The organism is Edaphobacter sp. HDX4, from assembly GCF_036877565.1.
In the GTDB taxonomy this organism is placed as follows: Bacteria; Acidobacteriota; Terriglobia; order Terriglobales; family Acidobacteriaceae; genus Edaphobacter.
Genome location: NZ_JAEDXW010000008.1, coordinates 88,557 through 102,843 on the forward strand (window position 1 = coordinate 88,557; position 14,287 = coordinate 102,843).

The following is a 14,287-nucleotide window of genomic DNA, read 5'->3' on the forward strand; positions in this document are numbered from 1 at the left end:
GACCTGACGAGGGCTCTTTGCGAAGCATCGACAAAGAGAAGCGGCGGCTATTTCGCTATTTGGAGGCTTGGTTGTAGCATCCGCAGAATACTGCCTCCGATCTCTGGGAACTGATAGGCAAGCCAGGTGAGTACAGGAACGGCGCCAAAGGTCACAAGGCGGATATAGAAATCGCTTCCTAGCTGGTTGGGAGTCGTGGAAGTGATGCGACTGAGAATCGGATCGCGGTGCATCTGCGCGAAGACCCAGATAAATCCTGCGCTGAGCCCGAGCATAAGGATTGTCAAACACCAATCGATCAGCTGGCGCGGCTGGAACGGATAGGAGTTCCACGCGACGATAGCGAGCACGAAGGCCGCCGAGACGAAGACCATCAGGTGGCGGATGTTGACCAGCACGGTTCGAATGAGGGCAACGTAGCGGATGGCCAGAAACTCTTCGGCAAGACGGATGTGAAGCGGCTCCTCGGGGGCATCTGCGATGTGCTTCCCATCTTTGCTGTCGATATCAAGCTCGCTTACGAACCCGATGCGCTCCTTGTTCCAGTAAGGAATGAGAATGTACTCCAGGAGCTTCTCGCAGAATGTTGCATAGCCACGCTCCATCGCATAGATGCAACACAGCTCGCGCCGGGAAGCTGCATGAGGCAGGTCCCTTCCAATGCATTGCTGGGGAGCGCCAGGCTTCGCTGCGCCGCCGATCGATTGCAGAAGATCGCTTATTTGGTCATTGAGGCTGTCGGAGGCGATCATAAGGTCGGCCCAGCCGCTCCCTGCGGCCTTTTTCATCTCGCAGTTGTTCATGAGCTGGCGGAGCGATTCGGTCGACCGGGCCATGTCGCGCCAGCGGATACTCAAGCCGCTTTGACTGAGCATGGTCACCCAATCGACGTCGCTCAACCGGCTGAAGGCGAGGCGAAAGGGACTGCGCTCCAGTTGTTCGAGCAGCCCGTGCTTAAGCGCAGCCCAGACAAGAATGACGCGCAGCCATCCAGCCAGCGCGATCATCACCAGGGGATAAAAGAGGATAGAGATCAGCATCTCATATGCTGTAAAACGAGCCGGATAGAGAAAGCGGTCAAGGCTCTGGATGTGCAAGCCGAAGGCGCAAACAGTAAAGAGAATGCAATAGAAAAGAGTCAGAATCCAGTTGAGGATGCCTCCATGATATCGCCCCACAGCTTTTGTAAAGTGGCGCCCGAGGGTACGGAACCATTGATTCGAGCTACCCTGGCAGGACTTTGCCAGTGGCCAAAGCCAGTACGCTACCGCAGGTCGTGTGACGCGGCTTGCCAAGGTGCGGGTGATGAGTAGACAGTCAATGTTTTCGAAGAGGCAGCAGGCTAGTGGAGGCTTGCAATTACCCAATTTCGTATCAGCGACATAAAGGGGATACACCGACGTTGAATGGACGAGACCAGGAAGCCTGGGCCGGTTCATGGCTGAGAAGCGCAGACGGGCTGTCTGAAACATGGCCCAGAGATACCATGCCAGTAAAAGAAGCAACACTGGAACTACGGGTGAGACTCCGCCTAAGGGATAGAGGCATCGATAACTGAAGAACAGATTAACGTGGGAGTTCCTCGGAGAGGCTGGATCGTACAGGCACATCCACCCCATTAGAACCAGGACAACGACAACGCTGGCAGCTGCCATGCGATTGAACCACGGATACAGACGGATCTGATCGCCAGGCATAGTAGCTGCGTTGAGAGAACGATATCCCTTGGTCTTTGCGAAAGTCACAGTTGCCGCTATCAAGGCGGACAGTAGAGCAGCGCAGGCAACAAGAGAGGCGAGAATATACCACCCGGTCTTCCATGCGAAGCTGAACCATGGGATGGTAAGTGCCAGTGCCATGGATACCAGCATTGACGTGCCGATGTTGATGTAGACGGTGCGACGGCGTGGTTGATCGTTTTGCATGATGGCGAGGTCACGTGTAGACGGGGACCAGTAGTTCGCCGAATAGAGGCTGGCAGCATGGGTCAGGCACAGCGCAGCGAGGCAGATACAGAGCAGGTACCAGAACATCGAGGGCTTCCTCGATGGCAGGAACTTGTCTACATCGCTGTCCGTCATAGTGGAATCCTTTGTCGGGTCGCAAGCTGTCTGGTTGCCGTCATTGCCAGGTATTCCGATGTCTGGGAGTATGGCGCGGGTTTCACCGGCACATGGGCTGAGTATCCCGAGGGGATAGTAACCGTCAGCTCCAACAGCGGTCGCTAGAAGAGGGAATCGCAGCCTTCCATCGGCCTTGTAGGAGCCTGCCAATTTAGGCAGCTGCTTGTCGGCAGAAGCTTTCGACCCCCACCAGAAGATGTAGCTGGCGGCGTTGTAGAAGGCGGTAGCACGGGAGTCCGCGAAGAAGCGTTGCGAAGGAAGGGTCGACGTGTCGAAGGGAAGCAGGCTATATGGTGTGACCGTGATGGAGCCGATATAGGGGGCGTTATCCACGTCGCGCTCCACCAGTAGGTCGCCTCCACCATAGAAGGTAATCGTGGCGTTGGGGCAGGCCCGGTGAAGCTCCTTTGCGAGAAAGATCTCATCCAGAGTATTAGAGGCCGAGATGAGGATGTAGCGGATGTGCTCCTTCTGCAAGCGCCGCTCGATCGCCATGAGCTGTGCCTCCTGAGAGAGGGCTGTCTGTACGGTAGAGAACTTCGGAATCGTATCGTCGACCCCAGGATCTTTAAGGGACAGGTTGAGATAGGGGCTTGGCACAGGAGTCGCCGGCTGGGGACTGCTACCCTGGTCGCCCTGCGCATTGCGCAGTAGAGAAATGTCACGGGGAAATCGAATGTACTCCGGAGATAGGAGCATTGATCGTTTAGCGAAAACCGTAGCCGCTCCGAAGGTACTATCGTCTTCAACGAGAATTGCCGTCGCGTTCGAACGGAAGATAGGCTTAGTCAGTTGCCTTTCTTCGAACCTGGTATCTTCGCCGAAAGAGATATAGGTAATCGGATTGATGTTGTCAGAGCCGGTATTGAGCTCTCTCGCGGAGACCTCCGTCGAGCTGGTTCCAGCGGCGATCGCCCTGGTTGTGTGAGGAACGGGAGACGGAACATTCGTCCCTGGTTTTAGATCCGCCTGAGGCTGTAAGTGCAGCGCAGATAGTAAAGCTTGGCGCAATGAAGTGGCTGAACCCGAGAAGTGCGGACCAATGACGGCTATGGTGTCGCCGCTCTTCTCCATAGACAGGGAGGCACCATAGTTTGCGCGCAGCGCTTTCTCATAGGCAAGCGCATTGTGAAGCTGCGTTCCATCCATCCCCAGGGCCGGAGATTCCGCCACAAGAAAGAGATAAATGACGCGATAGAAACTGCTTTCTCCTACATCAGGTTCTTCAATTTCGTTTTCAGGTGGGCTGTACTTCAAGATGATGAGTCCGGGTTGCCTCTGCCGCTTGCGCTCAGTGGCCTGTTCGGCCGCCGTTTGCGACGTCAATGGCGCAGACGATGAAGCGCCACGCCAGGGCAACCAGTACATGCTACTGAGATAGTGGTTATCAGCGGCGGCTTGGAGCAGCGAATCGGCCGTTCTATCGAACTCGAGTGCGAGATGGCCATGGACCGGGTCAGAGATTGCTGCGACGATCGCATGGATCTCGGGTTTCGCCGCCAAGGCCCGGTCCGGAATGCCCCAGCGCTGTATATCCGGCCCGCATTCAACCGAGGTGTCTGCGGGATCAGTCATAGTGGCCACGGTGGCGGCGAACCCGGGGTGGGTCCGGGTAAGCTTGATGTCGACCTGAGGCGCAGCCGCCGAAGCCGCGATCGGCTGCGGTTGTGGAGCGAACGGGCGGACTGCCGCCCAGTAGCGGCACGAAGCGGTCCACGGACCTTCTTCGGCCCTGGACTTCTCGACGGAAGCTTGTACCTCGTGTGATTTATCCAGAATCGGTGATGTCCCGGGGCTCAATGAGCCGCGGAAAGCAAGCCCAGCGAGCAGGACCGCTCCGACTGCCGCATAGCCTTGTCCTCTGGCCATAGTCAGCACCTCATTTACCATCGCTGCGATGGAACATTGGGCCCGGCAGAACCGGATAGGAAGTACTACTCAGGCGTGATGAGCGCGTACCTCATATGCGAGCGGCTTAGACTGGGAGAATGCTTGGAGAAAAGCAGAAAGCCAAACTTCAGGTGGACGGTATATTAGCACGTAGACGACCTAAGGAATGGATTTGAGAGCTGCACGACCTTCAGCACACGATCCAACCCGGGTTGATTTGCATGTTTTCAGACCAGCCTGACATCGCAAACGCCCGGAAGATCACAGGAAAACATTCGAATGATGATGGAGCCAACTCCAAATTCGCGAACCGCCCGAAGACAATTGCCAATATGAATGCGGCAGCGCTAGGATCGACTATCTACCTCGGCCCCACCTAATTTCCAAAACAATTGCCTGTCTATTACAAAGCGGTGGTACTCTCAGGGAATTCTCTCTGAGCAATCCCCAGCCCACACGCTAACTGACGAGACTGGAGCGCCTGGTCATGCCTGAAGTTGAAGTAGCCGAAGGGATGAAGATTGATTCTTCCGTAGGGTTGCGCAAGGATTCGCCGCTTGCCAAGGCCGGCTTGAAGAAGCTTCTTCCAGCATCCGCAAACTTTGCACAGAACCTTAGCCTGCCTGTCGATCTGATTCAGATCCGGTCCCTTGCCACGGCTGCTGACTTTGAATCCCCTGACCAGCTCTCAGACAATAGCACCAGCCTGATCTTCAAAGGTGATGTGAATTGTGAGGTGTCGATTCGAAACCATAACGACGGCTGCGTCTTTGAGGACGACGGTTTTTCGCCAAAGATCGAGATCGGTCAAGACGAAGTGTGGGTTGGGGTGGAAGTCGATTCTTTGATTCAGGCAAAGGTCAAGGCGAAGGCAAACGGACTGGGCGTATCCGTTGGCGTGCAGACGGGGGCAGACCTGATCACGTACAGCCGAATTGCGAAGGGCCAGAACGGCTTCCCGAAACTGCAGGACGCCATCATCGAGGCGTGCAGTAAGTTTGGCGTTTTGCTGGATGCCGCTTCAATTCGCAGCCAGGCACCGGGTACGGTGCGCATTACCGACACGAACGGTAGCGTCACGATCGCGGCATCGGCCGAGCTTCCTGTCGATCTGGATGCCTTCGCTTCACTGAGGCTTCCGCTCGACACGCCATTTAGCATCGCGCCCAGCGTCACACTGGAAGTCACGGCATCACTCAAGCTGGAAGGCGATCTGGTAGTGCGTTGCTATCGGGTCGACGCGGATACCTGCCAACTTGGGGTCTATCGCAAGAGAGGGAGCACTCTCAAGTTGAGTCTAGATGCGGGCGCCGGAGTATCTGCAACGGCTAAGGACAAAGATCTGCTCGCGCAGCTTCTTAGTAAGGCATTCAACGCGTCGGGTGACTCCGGGCTCTCGAGCACCAGATACAAAGAGCTGAGCAAGATTTTCGGCGATGCCGTGGATCGCAGCTTGTCAATCGCGATGAGTGCCTCATTCAGTTCGTCGGATATACATGAAGCCGCGTTTCTGGTGAGTGTAAACCTGAGAGGAGGTGAGCCATTTGCAACCGATCAAGCAATGAACGCTGCGCTGCATGGGGATTGGACGTTGTTGGCAAATCTAGCGGAGAAGAAGCAGAACGTAACTCTACTGCGAGATCTGACGGTCGAAACGACATCTAAGAAAGGTCTCATACAAATCAATCTGCTTGGATTTTATACGTTCGAGCAAATCTCATCCTATCTGCAAACCAGCACGGTTCTGATCGATGAAAACGGTGATCTGACGATCACCGATGAAGCTACTGCGAAAGATCTGAAGATTGTCGGAAAGTCTTACGCTGAAGCTCGTGACCAGCTGAGTAAGGCAATGATGGACAGCTTTATTGCAACCGCGGTTTACAAGGTGATCGGTTCCGGGTTGAATCTCGACATCAATGTGAGCCAGTGCTACTTTGACTACGCAAATTCGATGTCGAGGAACCGGATGCTGTCGAACCTCCTGCTTGTGTACACTCTCGGAACCGCTCAGGAGGGCTCGCTGGATTACATGTTGGACGATCCACGATGGCTCGATCACGTTGCCTTCACGGCAACGGTGACATACAAGAATGCTGATTTGATGGCGTTATTCTTCAAAGATTCGGCGCTGATGACCCAATGGGGGACAGACGAGCTAATGTCCTTGGCTCGTAAGACCCTGGCTTCTCTAATTCGTCCCGAAACCAACTTGGAGAAAGCACGAATCCTCGCACTTCAAACTCCGGAATACTGGGCCGAATTGTACGAGCGACCAGCAGGAAATTATGCCGCTAGCGAAGTTCTGCCGAGTCTGATCAAGCAGTATGCCGTAGCCGTACATGTGGATTGGATGGAGATTACAGACTGGGTCAAAGCGATTCTGAATGTTGGCAAAGCGCTGGCCGACACGCTAAAAGTCATGTCGTCTTCCAAAGCAAAGGACCCACGAAAGGATCCAAACTTCAAAGATGCCAGAAAGAATCTGGCCAACAGGCTGGGTAGCCTCGCTAAGTCCAATACCGGGACGCTGACCAGAACCTGGGGGGAGCTTGTGCAGTTCGCACTGAGCGGCCAACGAGGAACCGTGGCGATCGATATCGAGGCTGCGTCGCAGACCAGGCATTTAGGTAAGGCTGCCAAGGCCTGAACGCTCCCTGAATGGAACGATCTAGTCCGGCATCAATGCATCCGCACTGCCAATCTGGTAATTGGCCAAATGCCATGGAGCTAAACTTAGGCAGCACTCAGTGTGCCAAAAATAATTAGCAAAGCAACACCAACAGCGCGGCGCACCCGCATTAACACTCAATCCTCTATTTGACTGTCAAGGTCAGGTCCATGGTCCTGACCAGCGAACCAGACGTAGCCGTCAGCGTGAGCGTGTAGCTCTGAGGGGTCGCTGTCTGAGTGCCAGGACTGCTGTTCGAACTGCCGCCAGAACTGCATCCGCCCAAGTTGATCGTCGCTGCCAATAACAAAACGAAGATGCCGCGAGTCTTGAGTGAGAATCTCCGCGAGCGCAACGAGAGCGGCAAAATCAGGATGCCAAGGGCAAGCGAAGCAAACGGAGATCCGAAAAGGCTCTTCCGGTGCATCAATGCGGAAGTCACCGGAAGTTTCACGTTCAGAGTGACATTCGTAGCCAGAGCTCCAGCGGCAATCGACTCCGGCGTGAGCGTATAGGTAGCCCCCGGTGGTAACCCGCTGACTGATAGCGAGACTGCGGACGAGAACGTCGCAGAGCCAGTCGGACTCAATGTCAGAGCATAGGTCGCGGTTCCTCCGGGAGATACTGTCTGGTTTGTGGATGCCGCTGAACTACTTGATGGAGCAAAGCCGAGATCCTCAACCGTCTCTGTCAGAACTGCGCTCCTCACTGGGCCAAAGTTTGCGTCGCCCGAATATGAGGCTGTTATCTGGTGTGCCCCCGCAGCCAGGTTTGATGTGTTGTAGCTGGCAGTCCCACTCACAATCGCGACGTTGCCCAGAACGGTGGTTCCGTCGAAGAAGGTCACCGTTCCCGTCGGGGTGCCGTGGGCCATGGACACCACCGCAGTGAAGCTTATCGAGCTCTGGGCCAAGGCAGGATTTGTCGACGATGTAAGGGCAATAGCCGCGGCTGGCTGAGCGACCGTGATGGTCCACGACACCGGCGTCGCGGCCGCAAAGTCGTCGTTGCCAGGCTGGTTCGCTGTTACGGTGACGTTCCCGGGACCGGTCAGGCTCAGGATAAGCAACGTGTGGATGACATCGGCAACGACTTTGGCTGTCTCGGTGGCGCAGTCCAGGGCGAGCGGCTCCAGGTGGGCGCGGTCATCGGCCTGGGCGTACCGCACCATTTTCTGGGCGATGATCTTGTTCCTTGCGATCAGCCCCGCCATACGCGTCTGCAGGCCCTCCAAAGCCTCGGTGTCGGTGCGACCGAGGAGCACCGGATGGTAGCCGCGTAGATCGATAGTTGAAGCGTCGAGCCAGTTTTCCATCTTTGTGTGATCGGGGCCGAGAACCGGAAGGGTATGGGATGGCGATCCAGAGTCGGTGACAAAGTGGAGCAGGGCTCCCATCCAGCGGGTCGCATTGGTGGCGTCCTCGGTCCGCAGCGCCTGGAGCGAGCGGCTAAAAAAGGGCGTGTACGTCTCAGCCACGTACGGCATAACGTGCGAGTACATGTGCGGAGCCTTGGGAAAGAGGAGGTAATCGTTGCCGAAATATTCGGAGCCGGCCAGGGGGAAGTCTTCCGTGGTCACGTGCCAATTCTCGCGGTCCACGATCAGCGAGTTCACCCAATCTCCCATCTGAACGGTGTTGCGCAGGTGCCGGACCTCACCACCGAGGCGGATGGCGATTCGGTCCTGAGCGGGCACAGAGGTGAGAGCGGCGTCGATGATAAAGGAGTGGGGAGTTCCACCCCAGGCTCGAAGAGAACGTACTGGCATCAGGATAAGGATGGTCAGCAACGTCGCCGCCGATATCGTCGCAAACCGGACAGAGCGATGGCGGAACCATAGCTCGGTCTTCCTGAGACGAGAACTGGTCGAGCGGTTGCAGATCAAAGTCAGCACGTCGAAACTCCAGGGACCCGCCGCGGATAGAGAAGCGATCGGACATCCAGACTGTCTCGCAGGCTGTCAAGGAAAAGTAGGCTCAAAGCGGTTCGTAACGGTTACGCGGAGGCTCAAGTAGCTGATACTTAATAGGTAAATGTCCTACGCTGACAGCGTGCCGCGGCACGGACTCATCACCTGTTCATCAATTCATTCGGTGTTTATACTGCTCTGCGAGTCTTTCAACAGAAATTCCCCGACGTCCACGCGTCTCAACCGATTCATGACGACGTGCTGACAGGAACGATCGTTTTCTCACGCCGAGGATCGGAGGGACCTGTTCGTCAGATCGCAGATGCAAGCGAAGAAAGATCAGGCTATGATTGCAGAAAGTGAAGAGCTAAGGCTAAAGGCCCAGGACGAGCTAAACCGCATTCTGAAGAGTCCCGCCTTCCACGGCAGTCCTCGTTGTAAACAGTTCCTGCAGTTTGTTGTGGACCGCGCTCTCGATGGCCAGTATGACCTACTGAAAGAGCGTATGATCGGCATTGAAGTCTTTGGCCGCGATCCTGCATACCAGACCGATGGCGACTCCGTGGTTCGAGTACGCGCTAGCGATGTCCGACGGCGTCTGATCCAGTATTACTCGGTCACGGAAACCGTACCCGCGTGTCGCATCGAGATTCCTTCGGGATCATACATACCGCAGTTTCTGCCTCCCGAAAGCAGTACGCCTTCCCTGGCCCCGTTCTCGTCAAACATCGCGGAGAAAAGCGACAAAATCCCAGCTTCACGGCCTGTTGAAGTGGCCGCCTTTGAATCTGGTACATCAAGAGTGAGACGTGCCCTAATTGCGTGTTTCCTTGTCTCCGCCGTGCTGATCGCATTCTTCGCCCATCGCAGGTCCGATCGATATGCGAGCGCAACAGACACTCCATTTGAGGCGTTCTGGGCTCCCGCCCTTCGCACTTCGAAACCGATTCTTATTTGTGTTGGCAGCCCGGTAGCATACAACTATGCGAAGGCTTTTCGAGCTGCTTATACCCGCAATATGGGCCTCACCCCAGACGAGGCACCAGATGCCGTCATCGACCCCACAGGAATTCCGCTTAAAGGTTCGGATCTGATTCCAGTAAGGAATGAGTTTGTCGGTGCTGGGGACGCTAACGCTGCTTCCCTGCTGAGCGCCCTGTTTGGAAGTCTTGGCAAGGCGACGCAGTTCCGAATCTCGACCGAGACCTCTTACTCCGAGCTCTCCGACTCTCCAACTGTCCTGATCGGTGCCTTCTCAAATCGGTGGACGGAGCGCACGTTAGCTAAGATGCCTTACGTCTTCGTTGAGAAGGACTCAGTCCGCTTTGTTCAAGAGCAGACGGGAAGCAAGCGAAGCTGGACTCTGCCTCAGCTTGGGGCGGACGGCAAAACCGACGAGGACTTCGCCATCGTCTCGAGGGTTCTGGATGCGGAGACGGGCCAGTTTCTCGTAACAGCTGCGGGCATCTCTAGTTTCGGCAGCCGCGCTGCCGAATATTTTTGACTCGACCCGACGAGATGAACAAGGAACTCGACAAGGCTCCGAAGGAATGGAAGCAAAAGAACCTGCAGCTCGTCTTGAAAACGCATGTCGTGGACGGGGCTCCCACAGCACCTCAGGTTGTCGCGATAACATTTTGGTAGATGTGATCAGAAGGATCATTGTGTCAGCAAGTTAGCGACATCGCCACAGCAGCCGTCGCGATGTCGCTGTACCAAGCGGGGACGATTCGTCTCAATTGACCCTGAGTATTCTGGTTCATTCTTGGCATCAGCGCCAGCTCGCAACTTTGATTTCGAACCATGGCTGAGAAACGACCTCTAGGCAAAATGCGAACGGCAGTCAGGAAACCTGTGATGGATTGATCGGCCCTACTATATGTAACTATAGTTAAATACATCACTGCAACTTGGTTGTATTTGACCGAATGCGCATCCAGCAGATTAGAGTGCTGATGATTATTGTGCCCCAAAACCAAACAGATGGGTATTCATGGCAAGCCTTCGCCCCCCAACGGAAATCCTATGTTGAAAGGTAGGCGTTGAACAATATTCGAAAGGGCGATTCCAGAGGCTTGAATTGCTCCGCCTGTTTTTCGAAATTCGTCTTCTCAACGAGAAGGGCGAATGCTTTTGCGACTTCGTGACATGATCTCGTACTGTAAGTCAGGCCATGCTTTATTCGCATCCCTTTCTACCGAGTTGGCTTCGAGCCAGAAGGGCTCATAGAGCGAGCCGTCAGCGAGAAGGAACCAGAACTGCCCGCCTAAACACGCATACGCCAAGCCAGGCGCATTGTGGAGCGCCGCTGGAAATGCGTCCAGTTCCAGGCGTATTCGCCTTCCCGACAACGTGCGCCTTGAGAGAGGAGTGCCGGCAAGGTATCGAATATACGGACGCTGGCAATGTCAACAGACTCTACGAAGAAGAGGCTGATGAGTTGGAGCGGTGGATTCGCCACTATCTTGGCCGGAGCTTTCCTCTTGGGGAAAGACGCGCAGCGCATAACCGAAGAGAGTGTGAGAACTCGGCTTTCGACCTCACTCTTAGGAGAGGAACTCTCTGCGCTGGTACTTCAATTAGCCCGTACGATGAGCCTCTGGAGGATCGCACTGAGTCAGCGGAAGCCCTTTTCAGCGGGTTTTTTCGCGGAATGGGACTCGTCGATCTCTTGTAACCCCAAAAGGAATTGTTCAAAGAGCAGTTCATGTCCCCGACCTACCGCCCTCGTGCTCTTCGGGATGCTGCTCGCGCCATAGAACGCGAAGCAGCTCCGGCCATTCCTTACGAAGCATCCGCGTTACCGCCGATGACGACGATTTTCATGATGTATCTCCTTTGTCGAATGGCCGATTCCATATATGCCACTCGTACTCGCTATGACCGGACAGGGCTGGATTGTGTGACAGAAATTGCCACTCTTTCATGCAAGGAACGCATCCTGCACTACAAAATTGCCAGGAGGCCGCTCAATATTTTGCGCGGTCGCCACTCTTCTTCGCAGTGACAGAGTGAGTTCCTGTCCGCATCGATCAGACCGACTAATACATCCGCACCGATATGGGCACCGACCGGTCCAAGACGATGCCCTTCCTCAAGCACTGCGGCCTCACAGAGGATGTAGTACCAGAGCGGAGTTTCATCGTGCCAACCGATGGAGGCTAGGCCAATCTGCTCCGCATCCAGCGGAGACACGCCGATGTGCCTAGCCACGGCCTCTCCGGATGGCAGCCCAGAACCCTGTCCTCGCTGCAGATCGCGGACAGCCAGTGAGTGGTAGTCATCGATCTCGCATTCTCCTGTGATTGCAAGACGCAATTGAAGAAGAGAAAGTACAAGTCTTCCGTCCATCTTCTTCGCGCGTTAAGCGGATGGTGCACCGACGGTATCGAAGAACATCCTCCAGTCAACAACATGCTCACGTGGTACAGGACGAAAGCTCAGCAGATCTGGAAAGAGTGGAAGCAGGCCACTGTGAGCGTTCGACTTATACCCGTGACGGATTTGCGCGTGACCATATCGATATGCCGCGTTAGCAAACTCAAGCGGTATAAACCCATGCTCGCCCGGATGGAAATATCGAGGGCCTTCGCTTCGCACGTTTGCCGCAGCTTGCTCTCCAATGAGTGAGGGGAGAAATTCGTGCAGGATGATCCATTGGTAGTGCCAACGCGTCTGCCGAGAGGCTTCGTCAAATATGTGTTCATCTGCTATGCCGCAGGCACAGGCTTCGTCGACAAAGGCATTGTGCGCCTTCAGCATTGCGAGGTGGAACCGCGAGATGAGCCTGTGGGAATTGCGCGATCGCCGATGATAGCAGGGCCATTTTCATTTCGTTGAATATCTGCCTCATCCTTGCCGAGTCGAAACTTTGCCGGATCGTCACGCTGAAAGAGGTAGGGATGGCCCGTAGGTCCGTCGTCGTACAGGCATTCCAGATTAAGCTTTGGGGAGCGTGCGTTGATCAGCCCGGCGGTGTCCGTATCGGACCGCAAGCGCGAACGATCGGCTGTGATGTCGTGGGCGATGAATTGGCCAAAGATGGGCCAGCCTGCCGCGGTGTCTGCGAGCGATTCAGGCGTATCGTCAGTGGCTTCCAATCGCACACGCCGCCGACTCTTCCGAGCGCACGCAGGAACTCCTCCTCAGCCCGAAATGCCGGAAGGCTCGGAAACATCCGCGCGTAGTGGACGGGGCACGAGCGGCGCATCGATTGAGCTCGTCGCTCCCAATCGCGCCATACAGTGGTCTGGTATAGAACGAATGCAGCTTCTCACGGATCCCCCTGCTTGGTTTATGACCAAGTGCGGATTTTGGCTATTCGATATGCGCCGTGGCCAACGCTCTTTCAATGCGACGGTCTGGGACTAGCCATATCAGTCCTCCGATCACGAGGATCGTTTGGGCTAGCCCGGGAGCACGAAGTGTGGCAAAGAGCGCTACGATATACAGCAGGAGCGATAACTTCGCCTCCAGTTGTCGCCGATGGCCCGCTTCAAGATCGAACGGCTACCCTGTGCCCGCATAATGGCGTGTTGAAGGAAGAAGCAAGCAACCCCAGCCATCAGGAGCACACAGGCGTAGAGCGCGGTGGGGGCCGATGCGTAGTGGTTTTCTCCAGCCATCCCGCAGCAAACGGGAATAAAGAAAGCCAAACAGGAGATGCAGGTCGGCCCCCAGAATTGAAGCCGTGACGTCCTTGCATGTTTGCAGGAGGTGATGATGGTTGTTCCAGTAGATTCCGATGTAGAGGAAGCTGACGACGTAACTCAGGCAGACTGGAAGGAGCGGGGCCAGGTCTCCAATGCGCGAGCCGTGTGGCACTTTCAGATCGAGCACCATAATCGTGATGATGATTTGCTATGACCGCGTCGCTGAATGCCTCGAGCCGCGTGGTGGTCATGGGATTCCTCCCGCTGTCTTGGGAACATTACTTCGCGTCCTGATTCTGAATTCCCTCAACTCGTGCCATTCCGCCTTCCACGACCACGTAGTAGGTCTGGAGTGGAGTAACGGCGGGTCCACGCAAGACAGCGCCGGTGCAAACATCGAATTGTGAGCCGTGCCAGGGACACGTTACGGTCGAACTATTAACATGCCCCTCAGTCAGGGGACCCTGCTGATGAGGACATTTGGCCTGTGTGGCGCACACATGGCCTGCGACGTTGAACACTGCGACGCTCCCAAACCGAGCCTTCCGGGATCTCGCCGATCCGGAACCGCTCTGGCGCGAGTGAGTCGGAGGGGATGGCGGACTTCGGAGTACGTGATGTTTGCGTGTTGTCTTCCATGGTTGCACCTTTAAAGAAGATCTTCAGAAAGCCGAAACTGTCTGCCACTAAGACAAAGGTTTCCAGCCGATCGAAGGTGCGGACGGGTTCATGATGCCCGCCACGCAACACGACGCGCTTGTGTGGCTCCGGCAGTGCGTATGACGTAATCTTCGACATGGCACGTTCCGTGATACGAGATCTGGCAGATGAGGCTTTTTCAGAGGAAGAGACATCGAGTTTGTCTTATCGTCATGACCGCGATCTGATCGGATTTGTTGACGGCTCCGAGAACCCCAGTCTCCTGGAAGCGCCCATAGATGCACTGCCGCTTCCCCAGGGCGTTCCGGGTGCTGCCGGCTCCATCCTCCTCTTGCAGAAGTGGAAACACAAGACGGCTGATTGGGAATCCCTTCCTGTGGAT

General features: G+C 55.5%; 10 protein-coding genes and 1 pseudogene. 3 read left to right on the forward strand and 8 right to left on the reverse strand.

Annotated elements, in window-relative coordinates; all coding sequences use genetic code 11:
* Positions 1-47: 47 nt before the first annotated feature.
* Positions 48-3,992 carry a hypothetical protein gene (locus tag JAO29_RS09950; protein WP_334268057.1) on the reverse strand — a complete coding sequence of 1,315 codons (3,945 nt, stop codon included), beginning with the start codon at positions 3,990-3,992 and terminating at the stop codon, positions 48-50.
* A 508-nt stretch (positions 3,993-4,500) separates the two neighbouring features.
* On the opposite strand from JAO29_RS09950, the gene JAO29_RS09955 reads away from it, so the two are divergent.
* Positions 4,501-6,663 (forward strand): hypothetical protein, encoded by a 2,163-nt coding sequence (locus JAO29_RS09955; protein WP_334268058.1) that lies wholly within the window; start codon positions 4,501-4,503, stop codon positions 6,661-6,663.
* A gap of 166 nt (positions 6,664-6,829) precedes the next feature.
* On the opposite strand, the gene JAO29_RS09960 is transcribed toward JAO29_RS09955, so the two are convergent.
* Positions 6,830-8,578, reverse strand: a complete 1,749-nt coding sequence (locus tag JAO29_RS09960; protein ID WP_334268059.1) for an Ig-like domain repeat protein — start codon at positions 8,576-8,578, stop codon at positions 6,830-6,832.
* Positions 8,579-8,939: 361 nt separating this feature from the next.
* Here JAO29_RS09960 and JAO29_RS09965 point away from each other — a divergent pair, with 361 nt between their 5' ends.
* Positions 8,940-10,097 (forward strand): hypothetical protein, encoded by a 1,158-nt coding sequence (locus tag JAO29_RS09965; protein WP_334268060.1) that lies wholly within the window; start codon positions 8,940-8,942, stop codon positions 10,095-10,097.
* Between the two features lie 1,442 nt (positions 10,098-11,539).
* Here JAO29_RS09965 and JAO29_RS09970 read toward each other — a convergent pair.
* The 6 genes from JAO29_RS09970 to JAO29_RS09980 all read right to left on the reverse strand — a co-directional run bounded on the left by JAO29_RS09970 (position 11,540) and on the right by JAO29_RS09980 (position 14,043).
* Positions 11,540-11,944, reverse strand: a complete 405-nt coding sequence (locus JAO29_RS09970; protein ID WP_334268061.1) for a hypothetical protein — start codon at positions 11,942-11,944, stop codon at positions 11,540-11,542.
* A 12-nt stretch (positions 11,945-11,956) separates the two neighbouring features.
* On the reverse strand, positions 11,957-12,355 hold the full coding sequence (locus tag JAO29_RS23480; protein ID WP_442886352.1) for a peroxidase family protein: 399 nt from the start codon (positions 12,353-12,355) through the stop codon (positions 11,957-11,959).
* Entirely contained in the window at positions 12,349-12,699 is a 351-nt protein-coding gene (locus tag JAO29_RS09975) for a hypothetical protein (RefSeq protein ID WP_334268062.1), read from the reverse strand. Before JAO29_RS09975 ends, JAO29_RS23480 begins: the two co-directional genes overlap by 7 nt.
* Before the next feature lie 403 nt (positions 12,700-13,102).
* Positions 13,103-13,450: a TMEM175 family protein gene (locus tag JAO29_RS23485; RefSeq protein WP_442886358.1), complete on the reverse strand. Its 348-nt coding sequence runs from the start codon at positions 13,448-13,450 to the stop codon at positions 13,103-13,105.
* Positions 13,451-13,523: 73 nt separating this feature from the next.
* The gene (locus tag JAO29_RS23490; RefSeq protein WP_442886354.1) at positions 13,524-13,766 is read right to left on the reverse strand and encodes a Rieske (2Fe-2S) protein; all 243 of its coding nucleotides are present in this window, start codon (positions 13,764-13,766) and stop codon (positions 13,524-13,526) included.
* Entirely contained in the window at positions 13,696-14,043 is a 348-nt protein-coding gene (locus JAO29_RS09980; protein ID WP_334268063.1) for a hypothetical protein, read from the reverse strand. The genes JAO29_RS23490 and JAO29_RS09980 overlap by 71 nt, the downstream gene beginning before the upstream one ends.
* Between JAO29_RS09980 and JAO29_RS23495 the strand changes: the two are divergent.
* Positions 14,042-14,254 (forward strand): annotated as a pseudogene (locus JAO29_RS23495) (Dyp-type peroxidase); the annotation flags it as partial. The gene JAO29_RS09980 and the pseudogene JAO29_RS23495 overlap by 2 nt on opposite strands.
* Between the last annotated feature and the right edge of the window lie 33 nt (positions 14,255-14,287).